General features: G+C 65.8%; 13 protein-coding genes. 1 reads left to right on the top strand and 12 read right to left on the bottom strand.

What is annotated here, in order from left to right; genetic code table 11:
- Window position 1 precedes the first annotated feature (1 nt).
- The 5 genes from QMA10_RS06075 to QMA10_RS06055 all read right to left on the bottom strand — a co-directional run bounded on the left by QMA10_RS06075 (window position 2) and on the right by QMA10_RS06055 (window position 5540).
- Complete coding sequence (locus QMA10_RS06075) at window positions 2-1237, bottom strand: hypothetical protein (protein WP_290166937.1); 1236 nt, start codon at window positions 1235-1237, stop codon at window positions 2-4.
- Window positions 1238-2035, bottom strand: a complete 798-nt coding sequence (locus tag QMA10_RS06070; protein ID WP_290166936.1) for a CDP-alcohol phosphatidyltransferase family protein — start codon at window positions 2033-2035, stop codon at window positions 1238-1240.
- Window positions 2032-3513 (bottom strand): O-antigen polysaccharide polymerase Wzy, encoded by a 1482-nt coding sequence (locus QMA10_RS06065; RefSeq protein ID WP_290166935.1) that lies wholly within the window; start codon window positions 3511-3513, stop codon window positions 2032-2034. The genes QMA10_RS06070 and QMA10_RS06065 overlap by 4 nt, the downstream gene beginning before the upstream one ends.
- Window positions 3503-4624, bottom strand: a complete 1122-nt coding sequence (locus QMA10_RS06060) for a glycosyltransferase (RefSeq protein WP_290166934.1) — start codon at window positions 4622-4624, stop codon at window positions 3503-3505. The genes QMA10_RS06065 and QMA10_RS06060 overlap by 11 nt, the downstream gene beginning before the upstream one ends.
- Before the next feature lie 79 nt (window positions 4625-4703).
- Entirely contained in the window at window positions 4704-5540 is an 837-nt protein-coding gene (locus QMA10_RS06055; RefSeq protein ID WP_290166933.1) for a glycosyltransferase family 2 protein, read from the bottom strand.
- A gap of 101 nt (window positions 5541-5641) precedes the next feature.
- On the opposite strand from QMA10_RS06055, the gene QMA10_RS06050 reads away from it, so the two are divergent.
- A complete protein-coding gene (locus QMA10_RS06050) occupies window positions 5642-6430 on the top strand; it encodes an SGNH/GDSL hydrolase family protein (RefSeq protein WP_290166932.1) in 789 nt (262 codons plus the stop codon).
- Window positions 6431-6450: 20 nt separating this feature from the next.
- Here the strand turns inward: QMA10_RS06050 and QMA10_RS06045 are convergent, their stop codons facing one another.
- The 7 genes from QMA10_RS06045 to QMA10_RS06015 form a co-directional block, all read right to left on the bottom strand.
- Entirely contained in the window at window positions 6451-7143 is a 693-nt protein-coding gene (locus QMA10_RS06045) for an acetyltransferase (protein ID WP_290166931.1), read from the bottom strand.
- Window positions 7143-8426 (bottom strand): glycosyltransferase, encoded by a 1284-nt coding sequence (locus QMA10_RS06040; protein ID WP_290166930.1) that lies wholly within the window; start codon window positions 8424-8426, stop codon window positions 7143-7145. Before QMA10_RS06040 ends, QMA10_RS06045 begins: the two co-directional genes overlap by 1 nt.
- 3 nt (window positions 8427-8429) lie before the next feature.
- Entirely contained in the window at window positions 8430-9398 is a 969-nt protein-coding gene (locus tag QMA10_RS06035) for an NAD-dependent epimerase/dehydratase family protein (RefSeq protein WP_290166929.1), read from the bottom strand.
- Between the two features lie 50 nt (window positions 9399-9448).
- The gene (locus tag QMA10_RS06030; RefSeq protein ID WP_290166928.1) at window positions 9449-10984 is read right to left on the bottom strand and encodes a sugar transferase; all 1536 of its coding nucleotides are present in this window, start codon (window positions 10982-10984) and stop codon (window positions 9449-9451) included.
- Window positions 10985-11402: 418 nt separating this feature from the next.
- Entirely contained in the window at window positions 11403-14171 is a 2769-nt protein-coding gene (locus QMA10_RS06025; protein WP_290166927.1) for a LuxR family transcriptional regulator, read from the bottom strand.
- Complete coding sequence (locus QMA10_RS06020) at window positions 14168-17059, bottom strand: LuxR C-terminal-related transcriptional regulator (RefSeq protein ID WP_290166926.1); 2892 nt, start codon at window positions 17057-17059, stop codon at window positions 14168-14170. The genes QMA10_RS06025 and QMA10_RS06020 overlap by 4 nt, the downstream gene beginning before the upstream one ends.
- Window positions 17060-17226: 167 nt before the next feature.
- The coding region (locus QMA10_RS06015) for a LuxR family transcriptional regulator (protein WP_290166925.1) at window positions 17227-19810 on the bottom strand (2584 nt) is incomplete at its 5' end.

Here is a 19810-nt window from a genome sequence, read left to right as displayed (position 1 = left end):
CTCAATCCACCGGAGCGAGGGCCGCGTCCGACGTTCGCCCGGCACGGACGCGGGCTGTGCGAACTGAAAGGAGTCCGCACCCAGCCGCCACAGCCACAGCTGCGGCAAATCCCCAGGCTGATGCCTCAGCTGAACCGGTGAGCGCCAACCCCAGGGGCAGTGCGAGGGTCAGGGCGGCCAGCACGCCGCGCATCCTGGTCGACAGCCGGTTGGCCTGAGCGGCCCGGAAATACGCCAGCAGGACCGTGTAGGGAACCATCGCCAGGTACTGCACGGCGTAGGGCCAGCGCAGTTCCGCTGCGTTCCGCCAGGTGTCACCAAGGACAAATTCGCCGGCCGACGCCGGCAGGAGCAGCACCGCCGTGCCCCAGCCCAGGGACAGGACCAGGACAATGCCCAGCGTCTCCACCAGGCGGCTGCGGAAGGCCGGGTTCCCGCGGGTGCGGACCAGTTCCGGAATGACGGCAGTCTTGATGGCGCTGAACACGGTGTTCAGCGGCGAAAAGAGCAGCTGCGCAGCCCGCAGGGCTCCCACCCCGGCCGCCCCCAGCGGAAACACCAGCAGATAGAGCACCGCAAAGGTGGAAGCATTCAGGGTGAGAAACTCAGCGAGGTAGCGGAAGGCGAAGTCCCGGTTCAGCCACAGCCAGCGCGCGCCGTGAATGACGGCTGGGACGGTGCGGGCCAGCGCCAATCCGACGGCGAGGGCCACAGCTGCGCCGGCTCCCCACCAGACAAGGACCAGGGTCAGGCCCCCTCCCGTCCGGGCGGTCACTATCATCGTGCTGATGGACCCGACGGCCCAGATCCCGTCGATGAGCAGGGCCTTTGCCGGGCGCGCCTGGCAGATGAAGAGGTAACGGATGCTGTCCTGCAGCAGAACAAAGGGTGAGACAGCCGCCATGATCAACCACAGGCCGGCGTCTTCCGGAGCGGACAAAAATGCACCCGCCGCCAGCAGCAGCACCGCAGGCACCGCCACCAGGGCGGTGGCGCCCAGGCTTGCCCCGGCAACCCGGCGGGTGAGCTCCCCCGTACGTGAGTATCGAACCAGAAGGGTCTCCCCCACCAGTGCCCGCTGCGCGCCCAGAAACAGAAGCAGTCCTGCATAGGCCAGCGAGAACTGGCCGAAGTCATGGGCGGTTGCCACGTTTGCGGCAACCGCCACCGCCACGAAGTTGGAAATGCTCGAGACGCCCTGGTCGGTGAAAGTAACGAGCCGCCGAAAACCGCTCACCTAACCCAGCGCCAGGAGTTCGGACCGCCATTTGGGAAGGAAGGCAAGGCACATCAGCACATGGGCCACCGTCAGGACCGCATAGACGGACAGGAACAGGCGGGGCCAGGGCAGCAGCAGGAAGGACAGGCAGGTCACGCCGTAATCCACGGGCAGCGTCACCACTGAGCGCCGCAGCATACGCCGGTTGTTGACCCGGGTCTCCGACGCGGCGGTGCCGGCCGCAGCCGCGGTGGTTACCGACGTTGAAGTGCCGGGTCGGACGTTGCGGCGCAGCTGATCCACCAGCGCTCCCCCGAAGAAAATGGTGGAACTGGCCAGAAGGAACAGCCCGCAGCCCGCGGCCAGGAGCACCGTGTCATAGTCCGTGGTCCGGCTGAGATAGCAGAACACGGCCACGTGCATCACGGTGATGCGCCCGTTGTCCAGGGCATGGTCCAGCCATTCCCCGAAGGCCGAGCTGGTGCCCTGCAGCCGGGAGAGTTGCCCGTCGGCCGAATCCAGTACATACCCCACCGCCAGCAGCACACCCACCAGGGCCGACAGCAGCGTTGGCTGGGCGGCAAAAGCGAGCCACAGCAACGCCCCGTAGGTGAATACCGCCCCTGCCAAGGTGACGTGGTTCGGCGTCAGCCGGGTGTTGCGCAGTGCGGCGGCCACGGCACGGCCCGCAGGCCTGTTCACATACAACAGATACAGCGGAACGCCCTTGCGGGTTTTCTGCGCCTGCTTGAGCTGGTTGAAAGACTCATGGAAGGTGGCCCGGGAGGATGAGGGCTGCGGCAGGGTCCGACTCATCGTTCCAGCCTTTCTTTACGATTGGTGACGGCGGTGAGGATCAGGATGGACAGGACCAGGATCATCAGCCGTCCCATGGACTGCAGCAGTGATCCGCGCAGGATGATGAACAGGTAACCGGCAAAGATCGAGATGCCCAGATACCCCACGGATCCCTTGCTGAGGATTTCGGCCCGGAAACCCGAGTCCAGTCTGCGGGCCAGCAGGCCCAGGCCCACAAAGACCAGGATCAGGCCTAGCAGGCCGAAGTTGATCCAGGCCTCGGCCCACAGCGGGGCCGACAGGTTCAGGTTGTTGCTGTTCATCCACATGCCCACTTCAACCCCGGTATCCAGCGGTTTCTCCGGCCAGGCGACGCGCGGCACCCAGAACAACAGCGGGCCCAGTGCCTGCATGCCCCAGGCAATGCCGTGATCCAGCGTGTAGCCCAGTGTGTTGGCCAGCATTGTGAACTGGTCATAATCCTTCGTGGCGATGGTGGCCCAAATCGAATCGGACTGGATCGGGACTCCTGCTCCCGCGGCACGGCGGGTGATGTCTGAGAGCGGGAAGATCACCACCGATGCAATGACTCCGCCGGCCACGGCAGCGTTGAACAGGCCCTTGCGTCCGCGGATCAGGGGCAGCAGCACCCCAAAAACCACTGCCAGCGTCCAATAGCGGGAGTTGGAGATGGGATTGTTGACGATCACGTTGATAATCACCAGGACCGCAATCAGGAATCCGTCCACGGTTGCGAGTTTCCGGTCACGTGTGCGCCATACATGGATGTAGAAGATCAGCGCCGTGAGGCAGGCAACCGATCCGGCGGCAGAGACAATGGCGCGCAGCGCCTGCCCGCTGTCGGGACTGATTGCGTCCAGTGCCTGGCTTGTTTCCTGGCGGCTGAGAAAAAATACTGCCGGGCCGCCCACCTGGACGATGTACACCAGTGCCGCCAGCACCGAAGCTACCGAAAATACCCGCAGGACTTCCAGGCTGCGCAGCGTTCTGAACCGCAGCCTCGGACCGCGGCTGCTCCGCCGCGTCCTCAGCCGCAGGTGATAGGCAAGGTCAAAGCAGACGCATCCCAGCAATGTGAGCAGGCTGGCCATGGTCAGGAGATCCTCTGTCACCTGGATTGCCAGCGCCGTGGAACGGCCGGTGGTGAGCTGGGCCAGCGGTGCCAGGCCCATGCCGGTATAGACGAAAATCCAGAACACGCCTGCCACCGGACGGATATCCGTCTGCCACAGCAGCATGGCCAGCTTGATTGCGGCATACACCGCCACTGCATATCGGATGAGGAAGTTGGTGTCGGTGTAAAAGACGGACCCGGCGCCGCGGATCTGCAGAGGCAGCACGACGGCAAAGACCAGGAAGGCTACCAGGGCGGCGGCGGTGCGCGGACCGGAGCGGCGGGGATCCACCGCGTGGCGGGGATGTGCAGGACGAGACTCTCGGGAGGACAGCCTAGGCGGCATCAGTTCAGCGCTCATGGATTGCCTCCAAGTAGTGTCCGGTAAGGTCTTCCGCGAGCTTCTCGGTGGACCAGAGTTTCCGGTGCACTCTTTGGGCATTGGCCCCCAGCTCCCGGCGCCGCTGCGGGTCCGCGGCAAGCTTGAGCATAGCTTCTCGGAACGAAGCAACGGTTGGCGCGGTAACCACCGCCGCGTCCGCGGCGCTGAGGTCCTCCGCCAGGCCACACTCATCGGTGAGGATCATGGGCGTTCCGGTTGCTGCGGCCTCCAGAACGGACATGGGATACGGCTCGTTGCGTGCCGGCAGCACGTAAGCCGTGCAGGCTGCCATGGCAGCCTGCACCTGCGGCGCTGTCAGTTCACCGGCCATCTGGAACCGCCCGGAGTGGGGCGAGGCTGCTATGAGTTCCCGGATCCGGCGCCCTTCGCCCTGATCGGGACCGGCAAGGACAAATGAAGCCTCCAGCCCCGCGTCGAGTGCAGCCAGGGCAGCCTCCACAAACACGGCTGGTTGCTTCCGCGCCGCCAGCCGGGCGGCAAACAGGAACACAGGCTGCTCCGGATCAGACCAGGCAAGCATGGACTCGGCACTGGCGTTAACCACCCGGCGCATGCGGGCACGGTCCACTCCCAGCTCCCGGAGACCGCGTTCCTCGTCCTCCGTAAGAGTTAGCCAGAGCCGGGGAATGCGCACCAGCCAACGCGTGATGACGGCGTCGAACACCCGCACGGGCAGCGTTGCGGATGGGACCAGCATTCCATGGGACTGTGCCACCACAGGGGTGCTGCTCCGCCGGAGCAGCACGGTGGAAACGGTGGTAATGAAATCGCGGGACAGATGGACATGCACGGCATCGGCAGTGGCAGCCCGCCGGGCAACATGGCGCGGCAGGCTCAGGCTCACGAGCCCTCTCAGTTTGGCCCCGGGCAGCGGCCGCCTCACCCGGAACAACCGGGCCGGCATTTCCGGCCGGGCGGTCCCTGTCCCTGCATCGATCACCGGTGGGGCGGGAACAGCACCGAGCCATCCACCCAGAAGTTCAACGCTCTGGCCGCTGCGCCGCAGCGCGGCACTCTGCATGCCTGCCACCGCCCAGACGCCGCCGGCCGCCGCTCCCGGACCAGCCAAACCCCCCACCTGGAGGACCTTCAAACTTTCCTGCCGGCCGCTGCTTCGGGACCCTGAGGCTGAAACCCGTTTCCGAACGCTAACCACGATCTTCACCTGTTGCCACGCTGCTCTGCACGCGCTGCAGCTCCCTGCTCTTCAGGCCAATCTGCCAGTAGTACGCGGACAGGGCCAGGGCGTAGTCGAAACCTGCCCTTCCGTCCAGGAAACCCCTGCGCAGCACATAGCTGTAGAGAAAAAACACCAGCGGCTTCAGGGGAACGGCATCAAACCGCCTGCCCTGGCTGCTCTTGGCCCCCCGGACGCTGGCCCGGGTTGCCGGATCCGTCCGGATGTAGGCCTCCCAGTCGGAGTAGCGGTTATGGCGGTCGAACCAGGTCCGCACCGGGTCCATGTCATTGTGAACCAACAGAGCCGAGGTTCGTCCCACCGGTCCGGACGGCTCAGGCTGATAGTGCGCTTCCACCTCGCCCATCCCCGGCAGGTGCAGCAGGTCGATGTTGCGGAAGGCATTGCGCCCGCGGCGCAGAAATGAGCGCTTGACGACGCGGTGCCCGTACTTCAATCCGGTTCCCGCAAAGTGATAGGCCACGGGCAGATCGAATGCCACCCGCACCTCGGCGGGGTCCTCCGCGATGCTCCTGAGTTCCACGGCCAGCTCCGCAGTGGGGAACTCATCGGCGTCCAGCATCAGCAGCCACTCGTTGCGGGTCTCCACCTCTTCCAGCTGCCATTGCTTCTTCTGCGGGAACCTGCCGTCCCAGGTGAAGTTGATGACGGTTGCGCCGGCTTCCTTGGCCAGCTCTGCAGTCCGGTCGGTGCTGTTGGAATCCACAACAATGACTTCATCGAAATCGGTTAAAGCAGCCAGACAGCTGGTAATTCCCTTTTCCTCGTTCTTTGTTTGAACCAACACAGTAACAGGTATTTTGTTCACGTACTTTACCCCCCTAAAGCAGGTATTTTTATTGTTTTGTCAGAGCATTCAATTTGAGACCGCTCAGTTATCCTTTGTTAATGCCCACACATCGCCGCGACGTTCGCCGCACCTCCCGTTCCCGCCGCAGGTGGCCCGCAGTAATGGGGTTTCTTGCCTTGGTTGCCGCAGCCGGACTGCTTACTGTTTACGCGCTCTCCCAAACGACTGGGGCAAGCGGGTCCCCCCGTCCGGTTGACCGGGAATCGGCGGAGACAGTGCTTCCGCGGGAGGTTCCCCAAATCGACATCCTGGGAGACTCCTACGTTGCCGGGTCTGCCGAGGGCGGCACCGGAGCCGAAAACTGGACCAAGCTGATCGGCAGCCGTTTCAACGACCGCGGGCAGCAGGTGGAAATGAACATTATGGCCCTGCCGGGCTCCGGCTATCTGGCCCGCGGTTCCACGGGACAGGTCTTCCGCGAAGCGGCGACCCTCCGCCTGCGCCCCACGGCGGACGTGGTTCTGGTCTTTGGCAGCCGCAACGACGGGCGGCAGACTGAGCAGGGCATGTACCAGGCTGCCAAGTCGCTGTACGCCGACATCCATGAAATCGCTCCGGAGGCGCAGGTGGTAGCGGTTGGACCTGTGTGGGTGGACGCGAATGTTCCGGACTTCATCGCAGCCAACAACGTGGCCATGGCCCGCGCCGCGGACGAAGAGAACGTGCGGTACGTGGATGCCCTTGCTGAAGGCTGGTTTGCCGGCCAGGAGGAAGGGCTGATCGGTGCTGATGGCATCCACCCCACCGACGCTGGCCACACTTACCTGGCGGCTAAGATCCTGCCGCTCCTGGACGAAATGGTCCAGGACGTCACCCCCGCGGAGTAGACCCGGACACAGCACCGGTGTCATCCCTGGATCCCGGCCCCGGCATCGTCGCCGGGGCCGTCCGTTCCTTCAGCGAACCTGTTCCCAAGGTCAGTGGGGTGCACCGGGTTTCCGTACACCCGATTCGGTTCGATGGTGCCCTTGACAACGCTCATCGGCTGGACAACTGCCGACTCGCCAATATGTGATCCTCCCAGGACCATGCACCGGGACGTAAGCCAGGCTCCGTTATCAATCCTGATGGGGCTGGTGATCAGCCCCATATCTGTCCGTACGCGGTGGCTTCCCGTGGTCAGAAAGGTTTCCTGCGAAATCACCACGTCTGAGCCGACATGGATGTGGTCCTGGTTGTGGAACCACACTCCTTCCCCAATCCAGGTGCGTTCACCAATGTGGAGCTTCCACGGTGACTTCACCCGGGTCCGGGGACGGAAAATGACGCCGTCGGCAATGTCGGCCCCGAAGGCCCGGAGCACGGCCACCCGGAGGCGCGAACTGATCTGCCAGGGATTACTGACGAACAGCAGTTCGCAGGCGGACCACAGATAAACCACGGCGCGCGGCCTGCCCCATGCTTCCCCGGAACCGGGGGCACGGGACAGGTCGATCACCGGAGGACGGCGCCGGTTGGTTTGAGCCGGGCCCTCCTCCGGTAATCTGCGGATCTGCTGGTTTCGGGGTTGCGCTGCCGTCCGCCGACTGTGCTGCAGCATCAGGAGGCCTTCCCCGGGAAAACGCGGAATCCGGCGGCCGCATGCGCGGGACGGGGCTTACTCGGTGCAGCGGGTCCGGGGACCGCCCTGCGCAGCACGGTTTCGAACCGGTCCGCAATGGGGCCAATGCCAAACCGGCTTTCCGCCAGCTTCCGTCCCTTCATTCCGGCAGCACCTGCAGCCGCAGGATTTGCCTGCAGGCCGCGCAGCCAACCGACCGCTGCGGCTACTCCGAAGTCCGTGGGCGGACCGACAAACCCTGCGGCAGCCTTGATGTCGGCAGCCGCAGGGTTGTCCTGTGGCATCAATCCGAGTACCGGCCTACCGGCAGCAAGCGAGGAGAGCACTTTGCTGGGGATGGAGAAGCGCGAGGCTTCCGGTTCCAGGATGGTTACCAGGACATCCGCGGATCCCAGCATGTCCGGCAAGTCTGCTGCAGCTTGGAACGGCAGCAGCGTGACGGGAATATCCGCTTCCCCGACGAGGTCTTGGCGGAGCATGTCAATGCCTTCACCTTCGGACGCCACAATGAGCCGTGCCGGCAGCCCTGCCGCGAGCGCTTCCCTCAGGAGCGCTGCCAGGAGGAGCGGATTATGTTTGCGTCCCAGAGTGCCGGCGTAGAGCAGACGCAGTTCCTCCCCGGGAGGCAGGTGACGGGCGGCCCACTGGTTGTCGCGCTGCCTGGGCGTGATTTCGTCGATCGGGGCCCAATTGGGAATCACCGTCACATGATCGGTGGCAAGCCCCCATTCCCGGTAAGCCTGGCGGAACTCTTCACCAATTGCCACCACCTGCGAGGCCCCTCTGACAACACCGGCTTCCATTCGGCGCACCGCCGCCCGGCCGGCGATCGCCAGCGGCCCGGGAAATCTGCGGGCGAGTTCCTCGGAGATGGCGTTGCTGAAGAGATCCTGGTGCCAAAGCAACCATGGCTGCTTTCTGCCCGCCGCGGCACGCTTGAAGGCAGCCAGGGCAAACAACGGCACGTTGCAGGCCACCACGCAGTCCGGCGAAGTGTGCTGCGTGTGTTCCAGCCACATGGCCGCATAAGCGCGTTCGAACCTGATGCGGCCGGCGGCACTGTACTTCTGGAACGGCTGGTCCGCCGTCAGGGGCGAAAACCGCAGCTGATCCGGATCGGCTGCCGTACGTTCCAGCAGGCCCTTCCCGCTCCCGTATTGGGACGAGTACACGTGATCCACCGTGTGTCCGCGCGCGGCCAGCTCCCGGGAGAGCTCGGCCTGAAACGGATGACCGGAGAAATCATGGACTTGTATCCGCATGGCTTATGCCCTTTGTGCTTTGACTTGGTCCTGAATCCACTCGTAGGTCCGCTCCAGGCCGTCGTGCAGGGAGATGGACGGCTCCCACCCGTAGATGGAGCGGAAAAGCGTGTTGTCGCTGTTGCGGCCGCGGACTCCCTGCGGTGCATCCAGTTTGTAGTGACGGTCCACCACGGTGCCGGAAATTTGTTCCAGCAGATCGGCCATCTGGTTAATGGAAACCAGCTCCGCTGAGCCCAGGTTCACCGGTTCCGCGGAATCGCCGTTCATGATTTCGAGGATTCCCCGAACGCAGTCGTCGATGTACATGAAGCTGCGGGTCTGCTCGCCGTCGCCCCAGATTTCCAGGTTCAGATCCCCGGTCATGGAGGCCGTGGCGAACTTCCGGCACAGCGCGGCAGGAGCCTTTTCCCTGCCTCCCTCCCAGGTCCCCTCGGGGCCGTACACATTATGGAACCGCGCCACCCTCGTCTGGAGGCCGTAGTCTTCCTGGAAATGGCGGCACATCCGTTCGGTGAAGAGCTTCTCCCAGCCGTAACCGTCTTCGGGCTGCGCCGGATAGGCGTCCTCTTCCCTGAGCGCCACGACATCGGCACTGGTCTGGTGGTCCGCCGCGTAGACACAGGCGGAGCTGCTGTAGAAGAACCGTTCCACGCCGGCATCCCGGGCGGCCATCAGCATGTGGGTGCTGGTCAGCACAGTGAGCATGCACAGCGCCTTGTTGTTCTCGATGAACCCCATCCCGCCCATGTCCGCTGCCAGGTTGTAGACGTGCTGCATCCCCTGTGACACCTCACGGGCCGTTTCCAGCAGGGAGCAGTCCCCCTGGATGTTCTCCGCACCATCGTGGATCTGGTACCACTCATCAAGGGGCTTGCAGTCCACGGCACGCACCTCATGACCATCACTAATCAACTTGGCGACAAGATGACCGCCAATGAATCCGCCGGCGCCTGTTACGAGAGATTTCATGGTTACCGCTTTCTTTGGGATGAGACCAGCCGAAGCCGGATCGGATCGGGCTAATAAGCGCCCACTGGGCTGCGGAGCATTCGCACCGTGCGCCAGAGAATGATGAGGTCACCGGCAAGCGACCAGTTTTCGACGTAGTACAGGTCCAGCCGCACTCCGTCCTTCCAGTCGAGTTCCGACCGTCCGTTGATCTGCCACATGCCGGTGAGGCCGGGCTTGATGTAGAGCCTCCGGTGGACGGCGCCGTCGTACTGGGCAACTTCGCGCGGGAGCGGCGGCCGGGGGCCCACCAGGGACATGTGGCCCAGGAAGACGTTCCACAGCTGCGGCAGCTCATCCAGGGAGTACTTCCGCATCCACCGCCCCACTGTGGTGACCCGCGGATCGTGCTGCATTTTGAAGAGCAGTCCGGAGCCTTCGTTGCGGTCCAGGAGTCCGGCCAGGTCATCCTCGGCTGTCTGCACCATGGACCGGAACTTGAGCATTTCGAACGGTTCGCCGCCGCGGCCCACGCGTTCCTGCCGGAAGATGACACGGCCGGGGCTGTCCCTCACGATCAGCACGGCCAGCACCGCAAACACCGGAAGCAGCACCAGCAGCGCGGCCCCGGACAGCAGCATGTCCAGCCCGCGCTTGAGGACGTGTTTGCCGCCGGCATACTGCGGCAGTTCCACATGCATCAGCGGAAGGCCTTCAACGGGACGGGTGTGGATTCGAGGCCCCGCCACGTTGGTCAGGCCGGTGGTGAGGATGAGCTGGGTAGCCGATTCCTCCAGCTGCCAGCCGAGCTCCTGCACGTAGGCGGTGTGTCCCTTCATGCGGCCGGCCACAATGACGGCGTCCGCCCGCAGGCGCCGCACGGCGTCCACTACGGTGCTCCGGTCCGCGACCACGGGGATGGGGTTGCCGCCGCCTCCCACCTCGCAGTGCCCGGGACTGGTCAGCGCTGCGCCGATGACCCGGTACCCCGAGTTTTTCTGCCGCTGAATCTGCGTTGCCACATATCGCACGTCCTTGGGCCGTCCCAGGACGATGACTTGGGACAGGTACCGCCCTTTGGCCCGCTGATCCGCAAGCCAGAGCCGCAGGAAGAAACGGCACAGGATCAGGCTGCCCAAACCAATCGGGAAGGCGAGCGCAAAATACCCGCGGGAGATGTCCACCTGGAAGACGAGGCAGAACACGGCAATCAGCCCCATCAGGATGACCGTGGAGCTGATGACCCGCTTGTACTCGTCCACTCCGGCCCCGAGTATCCGCGGGTCCCGGGTCCGGTAGGCAGCCAGGGACAGCAGCCAGGCCGCCCAGATGCCGGTGGACACTGCAATGTAGGAGATGTTCACGGCGGGGCCGCCGCCGGACATGAATTCCGGGGCCACCCCGAACCGCGCCAGGTGGGCCACTGACACGGCCAGTGTTACCGCCGCCAGGTCAAACACACGCAGGATTCTGCGGTACCTGCTGATCCAGCGGGCTCTGTCACCGGTAGCCAGGGCCGAGGCGCCGGAGCTTTTGTGGCTGGGGAAGGTGAAGGGTGCCGGCGGGGCCTGAATCGGTCTCGGCCCGGCAACTCTGACGTCTGTCATCCGAGACTCTCCTAGCTGCGAAATCTTCCGAAAGGGCCGACGGCGGCTGGGGGGAAGCCTTGGTCTCAAGAGGCTTCGACGCCGTCGACCCCGTTCGGGGGCCGGCGCCTGGGGCGCCGGATGACAGGTTCAAGGCAGGCCTGGTGATGGCAATATCCGCTGGGAATAGTGGCACTACCTGCGCTGAGTGAGGCGCAGCCCGGTAACAAGAACCGATCAACAAAACCAAGACTAGGAGCGGCTCAAACGGCGGGCACGAGTAATGCGTACTCGAACCTTTTGGCCGACTTCGCCCTCTGCCGCAGCTTTACCTAGCACTACTTGGAGGGGCGCCCCGGGGACGGTCCCGGGGAGACAGAAAGCCGGCCCCGGTCTTGCACATCCGGGGCCGGCAGTGTGTGTCTTTCCAGCTCAGTTGCTACTCGAGGGCCGCTGAACTCGTTCCCGGCTCCAGTGCACGGTAGGCCGCTTCAAGGTCTGCGCGGCGGCTGATGCCCAGCTTCACGTAGATGCGGTACACATGCCCCTCAACCGTCCGCTGCGAGAGGGTGAAGTGTGCTGCCACGTCCCGGGTGCTTGCCCCGGCGAGGAGCAAATCGACGATTTCATGCTCGCGCCGGGTCAGCCGGACCAGGTGCAGGGACGGACTCAGATAGGAGACGGTCACCCCCGCCAGTTCCCCGCGCCGCCTTCTCAGCTGCTGGATCAGGGCCCGCTGCCGGCGCAGGTTTCCGTGCGTGCCGTAGAACCGGATGGCGTGGCCGATGCTCTCCACGGCCAGAAGGTATTTGCGGTGGCGTACCGCTTCATCCGCCGCTGCAACCATCAAGTCCGGGTTGCCCGAAGCCACGGCACCGGCATAGGCGTGCAGTGCCTGCGCCTCACCGCCTTCAAAGACTGCGCTGACCTCCTGCAGCCGGGGCGCCTGCGACAAATCCCCCACCGCAAGGCACAGCGCCAAGATGTCCTTCTCCGCCGCCAGCAGCCCCTCTTTCCGGGCCTGTTCAGCTATTTCGGCCAATGTTGCCGAAGCGCGGGCATCCGGTTCGGATGACGCAGACGCCGCCGCGGCATAGGCCTGGCTCACGAGCCACAGCGGCCGGGATCCCGTGCTGCCAAGGCTGCGGAGTTCCTTGGCATACCGGGCCGTCTGCTCCTGGTCCCCCACCACCGTGGAGGCGTAGCCGGCAAGCCCCAGGGCGTAGGGCAGGAGTCTTTCGGGGTCGGAAATCCGCAGCGCCTCCACCGCCGGATGCAGGCTTTGAAGCCCCTCGCGCAACCGGCCCTGGTGAATCTCCAGGGCACCTTCAAAGACACCCAGGGTGCCCCCAAACGTGATCAGATGCTTGGTGCTGCCCTTCAGTTTGGCCGCCAGAACGCGTTCGAGTTCACCAAAGCGCCCTCCGTGCAGCAGTCCCTGCGCATGACGCACCAGCATGGTGCCGCAATACGTCTGCAGCAGACCGCCCCACCGTTTGATCAGATCCAGCGCCGTGCCCGAGTGCACCAGTGCGCTGCTGGTGCGGCCTTCCGACACCAGGAGTTCCGCCAGCAGCCCGTGGGACATCACGGCCACCAGTGCCGGCAGCCCCGGGGACTGCGGCTGCGGCGCCCTGGTTAATTCGGTGAGACGGTCCCGGGCCTCCGGATAGTTGCCCGCCGCCATGAGTGCCAGGGCTCGAAGCACCTCGGCGCCGGCCTCAACCGCGGGCGACGGCGTCTCCGAACCGCCCTGCCTGGCTGACAGCTCAGCGGCGGCCGCAACCCATGCGGAAGCAAGGCCTGCCAGATCCCCTTCATTAAGCCCTGACCTGTTGTCCAGGCGCACGGTTGCCAGCACGGCGCGGGTGAGGGTTTCTTCATCCCGGGCAAGAGTTGGTTGTCCGGGCTCCAGCATGCCGTCCAGCAGCTCACGGGCCCGGGCAAAGCTGCCGGTTTCCAGCAGGGCAGCTGCGGTTTCCACCCGTGCCGCCGGGAGGCAGGAAGCGTCGCGGACGGCGGAGCCGAAGCGGGCCGCCAAAAGCCACTGACCGTCGTCGTTCGCCGCCCGGGCGCCCTGCAGCAGTTCCGCATCGGGGATCCGCTCAGCACAGTCAAGGGCCCATTCCAGCCGCCGCAGCCAGGCCGCCTTCACGGACGGGTCACCGGTCTCTGTCCCCTCGCGGTCCGGCAGGCAGTCCATCACCTTGGTACGGATGGCCGCACTGCGCACGGCGGGTACCAGGGACCTGATCACTTCAGCGTGAAGGGGCTGGGCCAGCCGGAGCATCTCGGCCGGTCCCTTCGCAGAGCACACTATTCCGTCCGCCATCAGGGCGTGGACGGGTCCCGGCCCGCAGACAGCCACCAGCACCGAACGCTGCAGGGGCTGGGCCAGTGCAAGGGTTTCCAGGGTGTCGCGCTCCTCAGGACTCCGGGCGAGCAGCTGGCTCTTCACCCGGTCCACCACGGAGGCGTCCAAACCGTCCGGTTCGTGCCGCAGGAACCATGCGCCGTTGCCTTCGGCGAGGTGGCCGAGCCGGCGTGACTGGGCGAGCAGCGCCTTGAGATAGAGGGGGTTGCCGCCGGACAAGGTGGCCAGCACGGCGCTGGAAGCCCGGAGTACGGGTCCGTCAAGGACGCCCTCGCAGACTTCGTGGACTGCATCCTGCGACAGTGCTCCAAGGTCGATGCGCGCCAGCAGCCCGTCCCGGGCCAGGGACAGCAGTTCATGGATATGACGGGCACGCGGCTGGGCCAGGATCAGCAGCCTCAGGTCCCCGGACATCGCCAGCTGCGTCACCACGTGGGCGCTGGCTTCATCAAGGAACTGGGCGTCGTCGATCACCAGCAGCGGCTGCCCGCTTCCCACATCGCTGAGCTTGTGGAAATGGCGCCTGATGGTCCGCAGCACTGCCAGCGGAGACTCCATGTCCTGGGGCCCGGCGGTTTCCAGATACGCCGAGAGCACCCCGTAGGGCAGCCGGGACAAGACGGGGCTGCCGTGGATGAACGACGGCGTGACGATTCCGTTCAACCGATCCAGGACCTGATCCGCCAGAGCAGATTTCCCCATGCCCGCTTCTCCGATGACGACGGCGCCGCGCAGCCCCGGCTCAAGCAGCCGGGACGTGATCTCCGCAAGCTCGCGGTCCCTGCCGAACAGGGCCGGCGCCCGGTGCGGTCCCGGATTTCTGCCGGCGATCATGACCGCACCGCCGACTTTTCGGCGATGACCTTGGACAGCTCACGTCTGCTGCCCACGTGGAGCTTGGAGTAGACCTGGTACAAGTGACCCTCCACGGTTCGCACCGAAATGTTCAGTTCCGCGGCAATGGCTTTATTGCTGGTCCCCGCGGCTGCCATCCGGGCGATCGACCGTTCCCGGAAGGTCAGGGTGCTCAGATACTCGTCAGCCGAGTCTGAGCCCTCGACGGCGGCCGCGTCGGGTCCGCGGCGGCTGCGGTGGATCAGCCTGACGGTGGCCCGGTCTCCTGCTCCGGAGGCGACGGCGAGCGCCCGTTCGGACGCTTCCGCAGCGAAGAGCACATGTCCGGAGGCCTTCCCCAGTTCACTGGCCTGGATGAGCAGCTGGGCGTCGAAACTCCCCACGCCCTTGGCGTAGACCTCACACATCCGGGCAAACGGACCCTGCTGGTGCGCAGCAACAGCCAGGATCCGGTCCAGGTTCTCCACATCGCCCAGCCGCGCGGCATTGAGCAGTGACAGCAGCTCGTAGGAATACGCTCCCCTGCGGTGGTCATGGCCGGCCAGTTCCACGAACCGGCGGGCAGCCTGCGGTGAGCCAAGCGCACCGTTGGCGAGGGCCGCGAAATGGCGTGCGGCGCGGCGCAGGCTCCAGGCACCGCCGTCGCCGGCTTTGGCCCGCAGCTGCAGGTAATCCTCGGCGCCCCCGCGGTCCTTTTGCAGGGCAAGGCAATAGGCGGCCGCGGACGTGGCCAGCGGCAGCAGCGATGCCGGTCCGCTCATCCGCAGCTGCGCGACTGCGGGTACCAGGCAGCGCAGCGCCGGCCCCGGTTCTCCCGCGTAGGAGTGCAGGACGCCCGCGGAGATTTCGCCAAGGAGGCCCGGGAACAATTCTGTCCGGCCGTGCCCGGCCGGTTGCTGCAGCAGACGGCGGGCGCCGTCCAAAGCTCCGGTAGCCAGGTGAACGTGGACAATCCGGGCGAAGGCACGGGTGCGGTCTGCCATGCTGATTCCGGGTTCACCCAGCAGCCGTTCCACATCCCGGGATACTTCCGCTGCCTCATCCTGCCGGTCCGTCATCCCCAGCGCCTCGCACAGCCAGGATCCGGTGAGGACTCGGTAGGTCTTGTCCTGGGAGGCTGCGTCAGCCTGGAGCGGTGCAAGGAAGGCAGCGTTTTCGAGGAACCGTCCGTGAGTGGCGTTGCACTCGGCACGGGCCAGGACCAGCTTCCGCTGCAACTCCGCTGTCTCGCCCCGGCTAACCGATCCGGCACAGGTCAGCTCCGCCACCCGCTGTTCGGCTTTGGCCAGCAGTTCTTCGTGTTTCTTCGCCGCCCCGGCAGGAAGGACCGCGGCGGACACCGCCGCGGGCAGCGCGCCGGTGGCGGCCATGCACAGGACCCTGTTCTCGGCAATCAGCAGCAGCACCTCTTCCCCGGGTGCCGCACCGCCGCTGCGGTGCCGGCAGGCAGCCAGTGCTGAGACCGCTGCAGCGTAATCTTCCAGTGCCATATGGGCAGACACCAGTTCAAGAACCGCTGCCGGACTGGCGGCGTAGTCCTCACAGGCGGTGATGAACCGGATGGCCCCATGCAGATCCCCCGCGGCGTTGGCGCTCCGTGCTGCCTCCACGGCGGACGCCGCGTCGAGGGTCTCCCCGGCGTCGAGCCGCCACAGTGCCAGGCGTGCAGGATCCAGAACGGCTGCCAGCGGCTCAAATCCGGCAGTACCCGGTTTGGCGGGGTTACCCGGTTCGCCGGGTTCGCCGGCAGGCAGCGCAGCAGCGGCGACGTCCCGCAGCTGGTTCAGCAGTTTCCCGCGGGTGGCCGTGTCCACGGAAGAGCGCAGTGCGGACACCAGTACCCGGTCGGAGATCATGATCCGCGGAGTGCTGCCCTGTTCGAGGGCAAGGATTCCCCGTTCCTGCAGGATGTCCACCTCATCGGCAGCAACACTGTGCAGTGCTGCGGCCAGGGGCAGGGACCCTGCCAGTGCGACAGTCCGTACGAGGGCCAGCTGGCTGTCGGTCAGCGTGCCCAGCTGGGTGAGCACGGTTTCGGCCACCCGGCCTGCGGGGGCGGGTTTGGCTGGATCCAGAACCCAGACGCTTCCGCTGAGGCGGAGCTTGCCCGAGTCACGGTAATCCTCGCAGCCCTGCTGCAGCAGGTGGGGGTTGCCTCCGGTGGAACGGTGCAGGTAGGCGACGGCGGAGCCGGAGACGGGGCCCTCGAGGGCAGCCGACATCAATTGCGCCGTCTCCCCCAGGTCCAGCGGCTCCAGATCGACCCGGGACAGGATGCCCTCACGCCACAGTCCGGCGAATTCGGCGGGCGCCCGGCTGAAGTCGCGGAAACAGGCCAGGAGCCCTGCCGTGCGGCTCAGGACCATTTGGCTCAGCGCCATTGCGGAGAACTCATCCAGATCCTCCCCGTTGTCCACGGCCAGCAGGACGGCACGCCCCTGCGCACGCTCCTGGATCAGCCGGGTGAGTCCGCGCAGGATCAGCACCGGATGCGTGGCAATCTCCGGATCGAGGTCCGAGAGGAGGAAGGTCAGTGCACCGAAGGGCGTCCGGCCGGAGAATGATGATCCGCGGACGTGGACCACGTAGGTGTCGGCGCTGCACTGCCGCAGTACGTGGTGGATCAGTGCGGTCTTGCCGCTTCCTGCTTCTCCCACCAGGATGCATCCGGCTCCTCCGCCGGATGCCAGGCGGCCCAGGATGGTGCGGGTAACGCTGCTGCGGCCCACGAAATGGGGCGGCGTCCGCTCGTCAGGACCCGCGGGCCCCGGTCCGGGCCCGCCGGAAAAGGACATGACGGAGCCCAGGGAGCTCTGCCCGGGAGCTGGCTGGAGACGGACATAGGACTGGGAGAGACTGTTCTGCACGGTGAGACCCGATTCTTCCGACTGCGTTCTATACCTGCGGCCAGATTAGGAGCCGGAGAAAGTACAAACACGAGTACCGCTCACCAGTCACCTGCGCCAACTACTCAGGTTTGGTTACACACCTGACCCGGACACCACTTGGTTTGGGGGTAGGGCGCAACACGGGTCTAAGTAGTTTTTTTACTCAAAGCCGCCCGCAGGTCGCTTCTGCCGGAGACATTGAGCCGGGTAAAAATCCGGCCCAAATGCCAGTCAACAGTCCGTGCCGACAGATGGAAACGTTCCCCGAGCCGGGCGCTGGTTTCACCTCCGGCGGCCAGCAGCGCCAGTTCCCGTTCAAAAGGCCCCAGCCGCCCCAGGCTGCGTTCAATGCTGTTGGCTGGAGACAGGTCACGGAAGGTCATGTGCTCCAGTTGCCTGGCCTGCCGCGACAAGGCGCGGCCGCCGCCGTCGGCCGCGAAACGGCGGGCGGTGCGGGCAACTTCATAGGCGAGCAGAGTATTTGACTGCGCCAGGGCTGTTTCACCGGCGCGGATCAGCGTTGCCGGGTCTTTCTCCAGCAGGCCGGCAGCCAGGTATCGGTAAAGGAGCCCGGGGACACCGTTGGCCGTCGACGCCGCAGCGGAAAGGTCCGCAGCCGCCTCCCGGCTGCCCCGGAGAGCAGCCGCACCGTAGCAGAGCAGAGCGTCCGGAAGGTTTCCCCCGGCCCTGGCGTGTTCGGCCCGGGTACGCAGCTGCTCCGCAATCCGGCCGGATCCGGCAGGGGTGCTCAGAAGCCGGAAGTACCGCACCGGCGTTTCGAGAGGCGGATCCGTGCGGTACCCGGTTTCGGCAGACGTGTCGCGGTCCGGCGTCCGGAGGGGTTCCGGACCGAGGAAGTCCGCGTAGGCAGCCGCCGCAGACGCCAGCGGCAGCATGTTATCCGGATCGCGGGTTTCCAGTTGTGCCAGGGCCGGGTTCAGGAAGTCCAGGGCAGCGTCGCCGCGGCCGGCATACGCGTGGACAAGTCCGGCCGGCAGCTCGGTACCTGCGCCGGCCCGCAGCCCCGTTCCGTTTCCCGGGCGGGCAACTGATTCGGTCAGTGCCAGTGCCTGGCCCAGTTCACCGCAGCGGACCAGCAAAAAGAACAGATGGTGGAAGAACTGTTCGCGGGTGCGTACATCTGCCGGGATGCCTCCCGCCAGACGGTCCCGAATCAGTGCTGCCAGTGTCAGTGCTTCATCAAACCGGCCGGCGGCTGCCTCCTGCTGCCCCCGGCGGATACCCGCCATCAGCCTGAGGCCGGGCGGGGCAGCGGGATCGGCGAAATCGTCTCCCAGAGACACCGGCAGGTCGCTGAGCCTGCCGTCCAGCGAGAGAATTTCCGCCCGCGCCAGGGTTAGCCTGAGCCCGGGCCCGGGATTGGCGCCTCCATCCTTCGGCAGCAGCCGCCCGGCCTGCTCGAGCAGGGCCGGCGGCTCATCGGTTGAATCCCTTATCCGGGCTGCTGCCAGCGCCCGCTGCGTCAGGAGGCTGATGTGCCCGTCCACCGGTGCCTCGCTGCCGGTTGATGCCGCAGCAAGGCGCCGGTGGGCCTGTGCATAGTTTCCGAGGGACCGCAGGGCGGCCGCTTCTTCCAGTACCAGGGGCAAGGGCCTAGGTCCCGGGACCGCACGGCAATACCGCAGCGCGGCTTCAGCGTCTCCGGTCTCATTGGACCAGCGTGCCGCAGCGAGGGCTTCATCCGCCCCGAGGACAACGCCCACCGAGAGGGACCAGGCGGCCATGCCGGCCGCGGCGTCTCCACTGAGCTGATGCGGATTCACCACCCGGGTTACCTCGGTCCAGAGGTCCCGGCTGCGGCCGAAGGGAATTCTCGCTGCAATGGTTGCCGGCTGCAGGTTCCAAGCCAGGCGGACCGGCTGGCCCGGGCCTGCACCGATGGTTATGAGCGATCCTTCCTCCAGCGCATCCGCAGTGTGCGCCGGCATCAGCTGCAGCAGGCTCTCCAGCGGCAGCTCCCCGCAGAGGGCCAGGATTTCCACGGCGCGCCGTTCGCCGGGGGTGAAGCGGCGCAGTACCGTTTCCACCCGGTCCGGCAGCTCACCGGAATGAACCAGCGGACCGGCCCACGTCCAGTAGCCGCGTCGAAGAACCAGCGCCTGGGCCGCTTTGTGGTCCCTGCACAGCAGAGCCGCCAAAAGCGGGTTTCCCCTGCTTTGCTGCCACAGCTTCTCCTGTGCCAGGGAGGTCAGCGGGCCGCCGGCCGCCTCGGCCAGCAGTTGGGCGGTCTCCGGCAGGTCCATCGGTGCCAGGTCAATCCGTTTCAGGGTGCCGTCAGTCCACAGCCGCACGTAGTCCTGGTGGCAGCCGAGCAGGTCACCGCAGATGAGCAGCAGTGCCACGGTCCCCCGCCGGCATAATTCCGACGTCACCAGGACACCCAGATCATCGATTCCCTCGGCGTTGTCGATGACCAGGATGATTCTGCGGCCTTCGGCCAGCCGGGTCAGCAGTGATTCCAGCGCCCGCAGGACCTGAACGGGGTTGACCAGGTCCTTGGGCGGCAGATCGCTGAGCAGCCAGGCCAGGGCACCGTAGGGAGTCTGCATCGACAGGCGGCTGCCCCTGAGGTGCACCCGGAATCCGTCCCCGCACAGATCCAGTGCTTCCCGCGCCAGCGTGGTCTTTCCGATGCCCGGCGGGCCCAGGATCACTGCGCCTGCTTCATTCAGGGCGTCCCGCACAGCCAGGCGGGCGCTCTCCCTGCTG

This window comes from Arthrobacter sp. APC 3897, from assembly GCF_030407495.1.
Classification (GTDB): Bacteria; Actinomycetota; Actinomycetes; order Actinomycetales; family Micrococcaceae; genus Arthrobacter_B.
Note: the sequence above shows the minus strand (reverse complement) of the source record. Positions and strands in the feature narration are given on the sequence as shown.

Coding starts and splice junctions, on each gene's coding strand:
- QMA10_RS06070 (WP_290166936.1), bottom strand. CDS start 2,035: ATGAGTCGGACCCTGCCGCAGCCCTCATCCTCCCGGGCCACCTTCCAT.
- QMA10_RS06065 (WP_290166935.1), bottom strand. CDS start 3,513: ATGAGCGCTGAACTGATGCCGCCTAGGCTGTCCTCCCGAGAGTCTCGT.
- QMA10_RS06050 (WP_290166932.1), top strand. CDS start 5,642: ATGCCCACACATCGCCGCGACGTTCGCCGCACCTCCCGTTCCCGCCGC.
- QMA10_RS06045 (WP_290166931.1), bottom strand. CDS start 7,143: ATGCTGCAGCACAGTCGGCGGACGGCAGCGCAACCCCGAAACCAGCAG.
- QMA10_RS06040 (WP_290166930.1), bottom strand. CDS start 8,426: ATGCGGATACAAGTCCATGATTTCTCCGGTCATCCGTTTCAGGCCGAG.
- QMA10_RS06035 (WP_290166929.1), bottom strand. CDS start 9,398: ATGAAATCTCTCGTAACAGGCGCCGGCGGATTCATTGGCGGTCATCTT.
- QMA10_RS06030 (WP_290166928.1), bottom strand. CDS start 10,984: ATGACAGACGTCAGAGTTGCCGGGCCGAGACCGATTCAGGCCCCGCCG.
- QMA10_RS06025 (WP_290166927.1), bottom strand. CDS start 14,171: ATGATCGCCGGCAGAAATCCGGGACCGCACCGGGCGCCGGCCCTGTTC.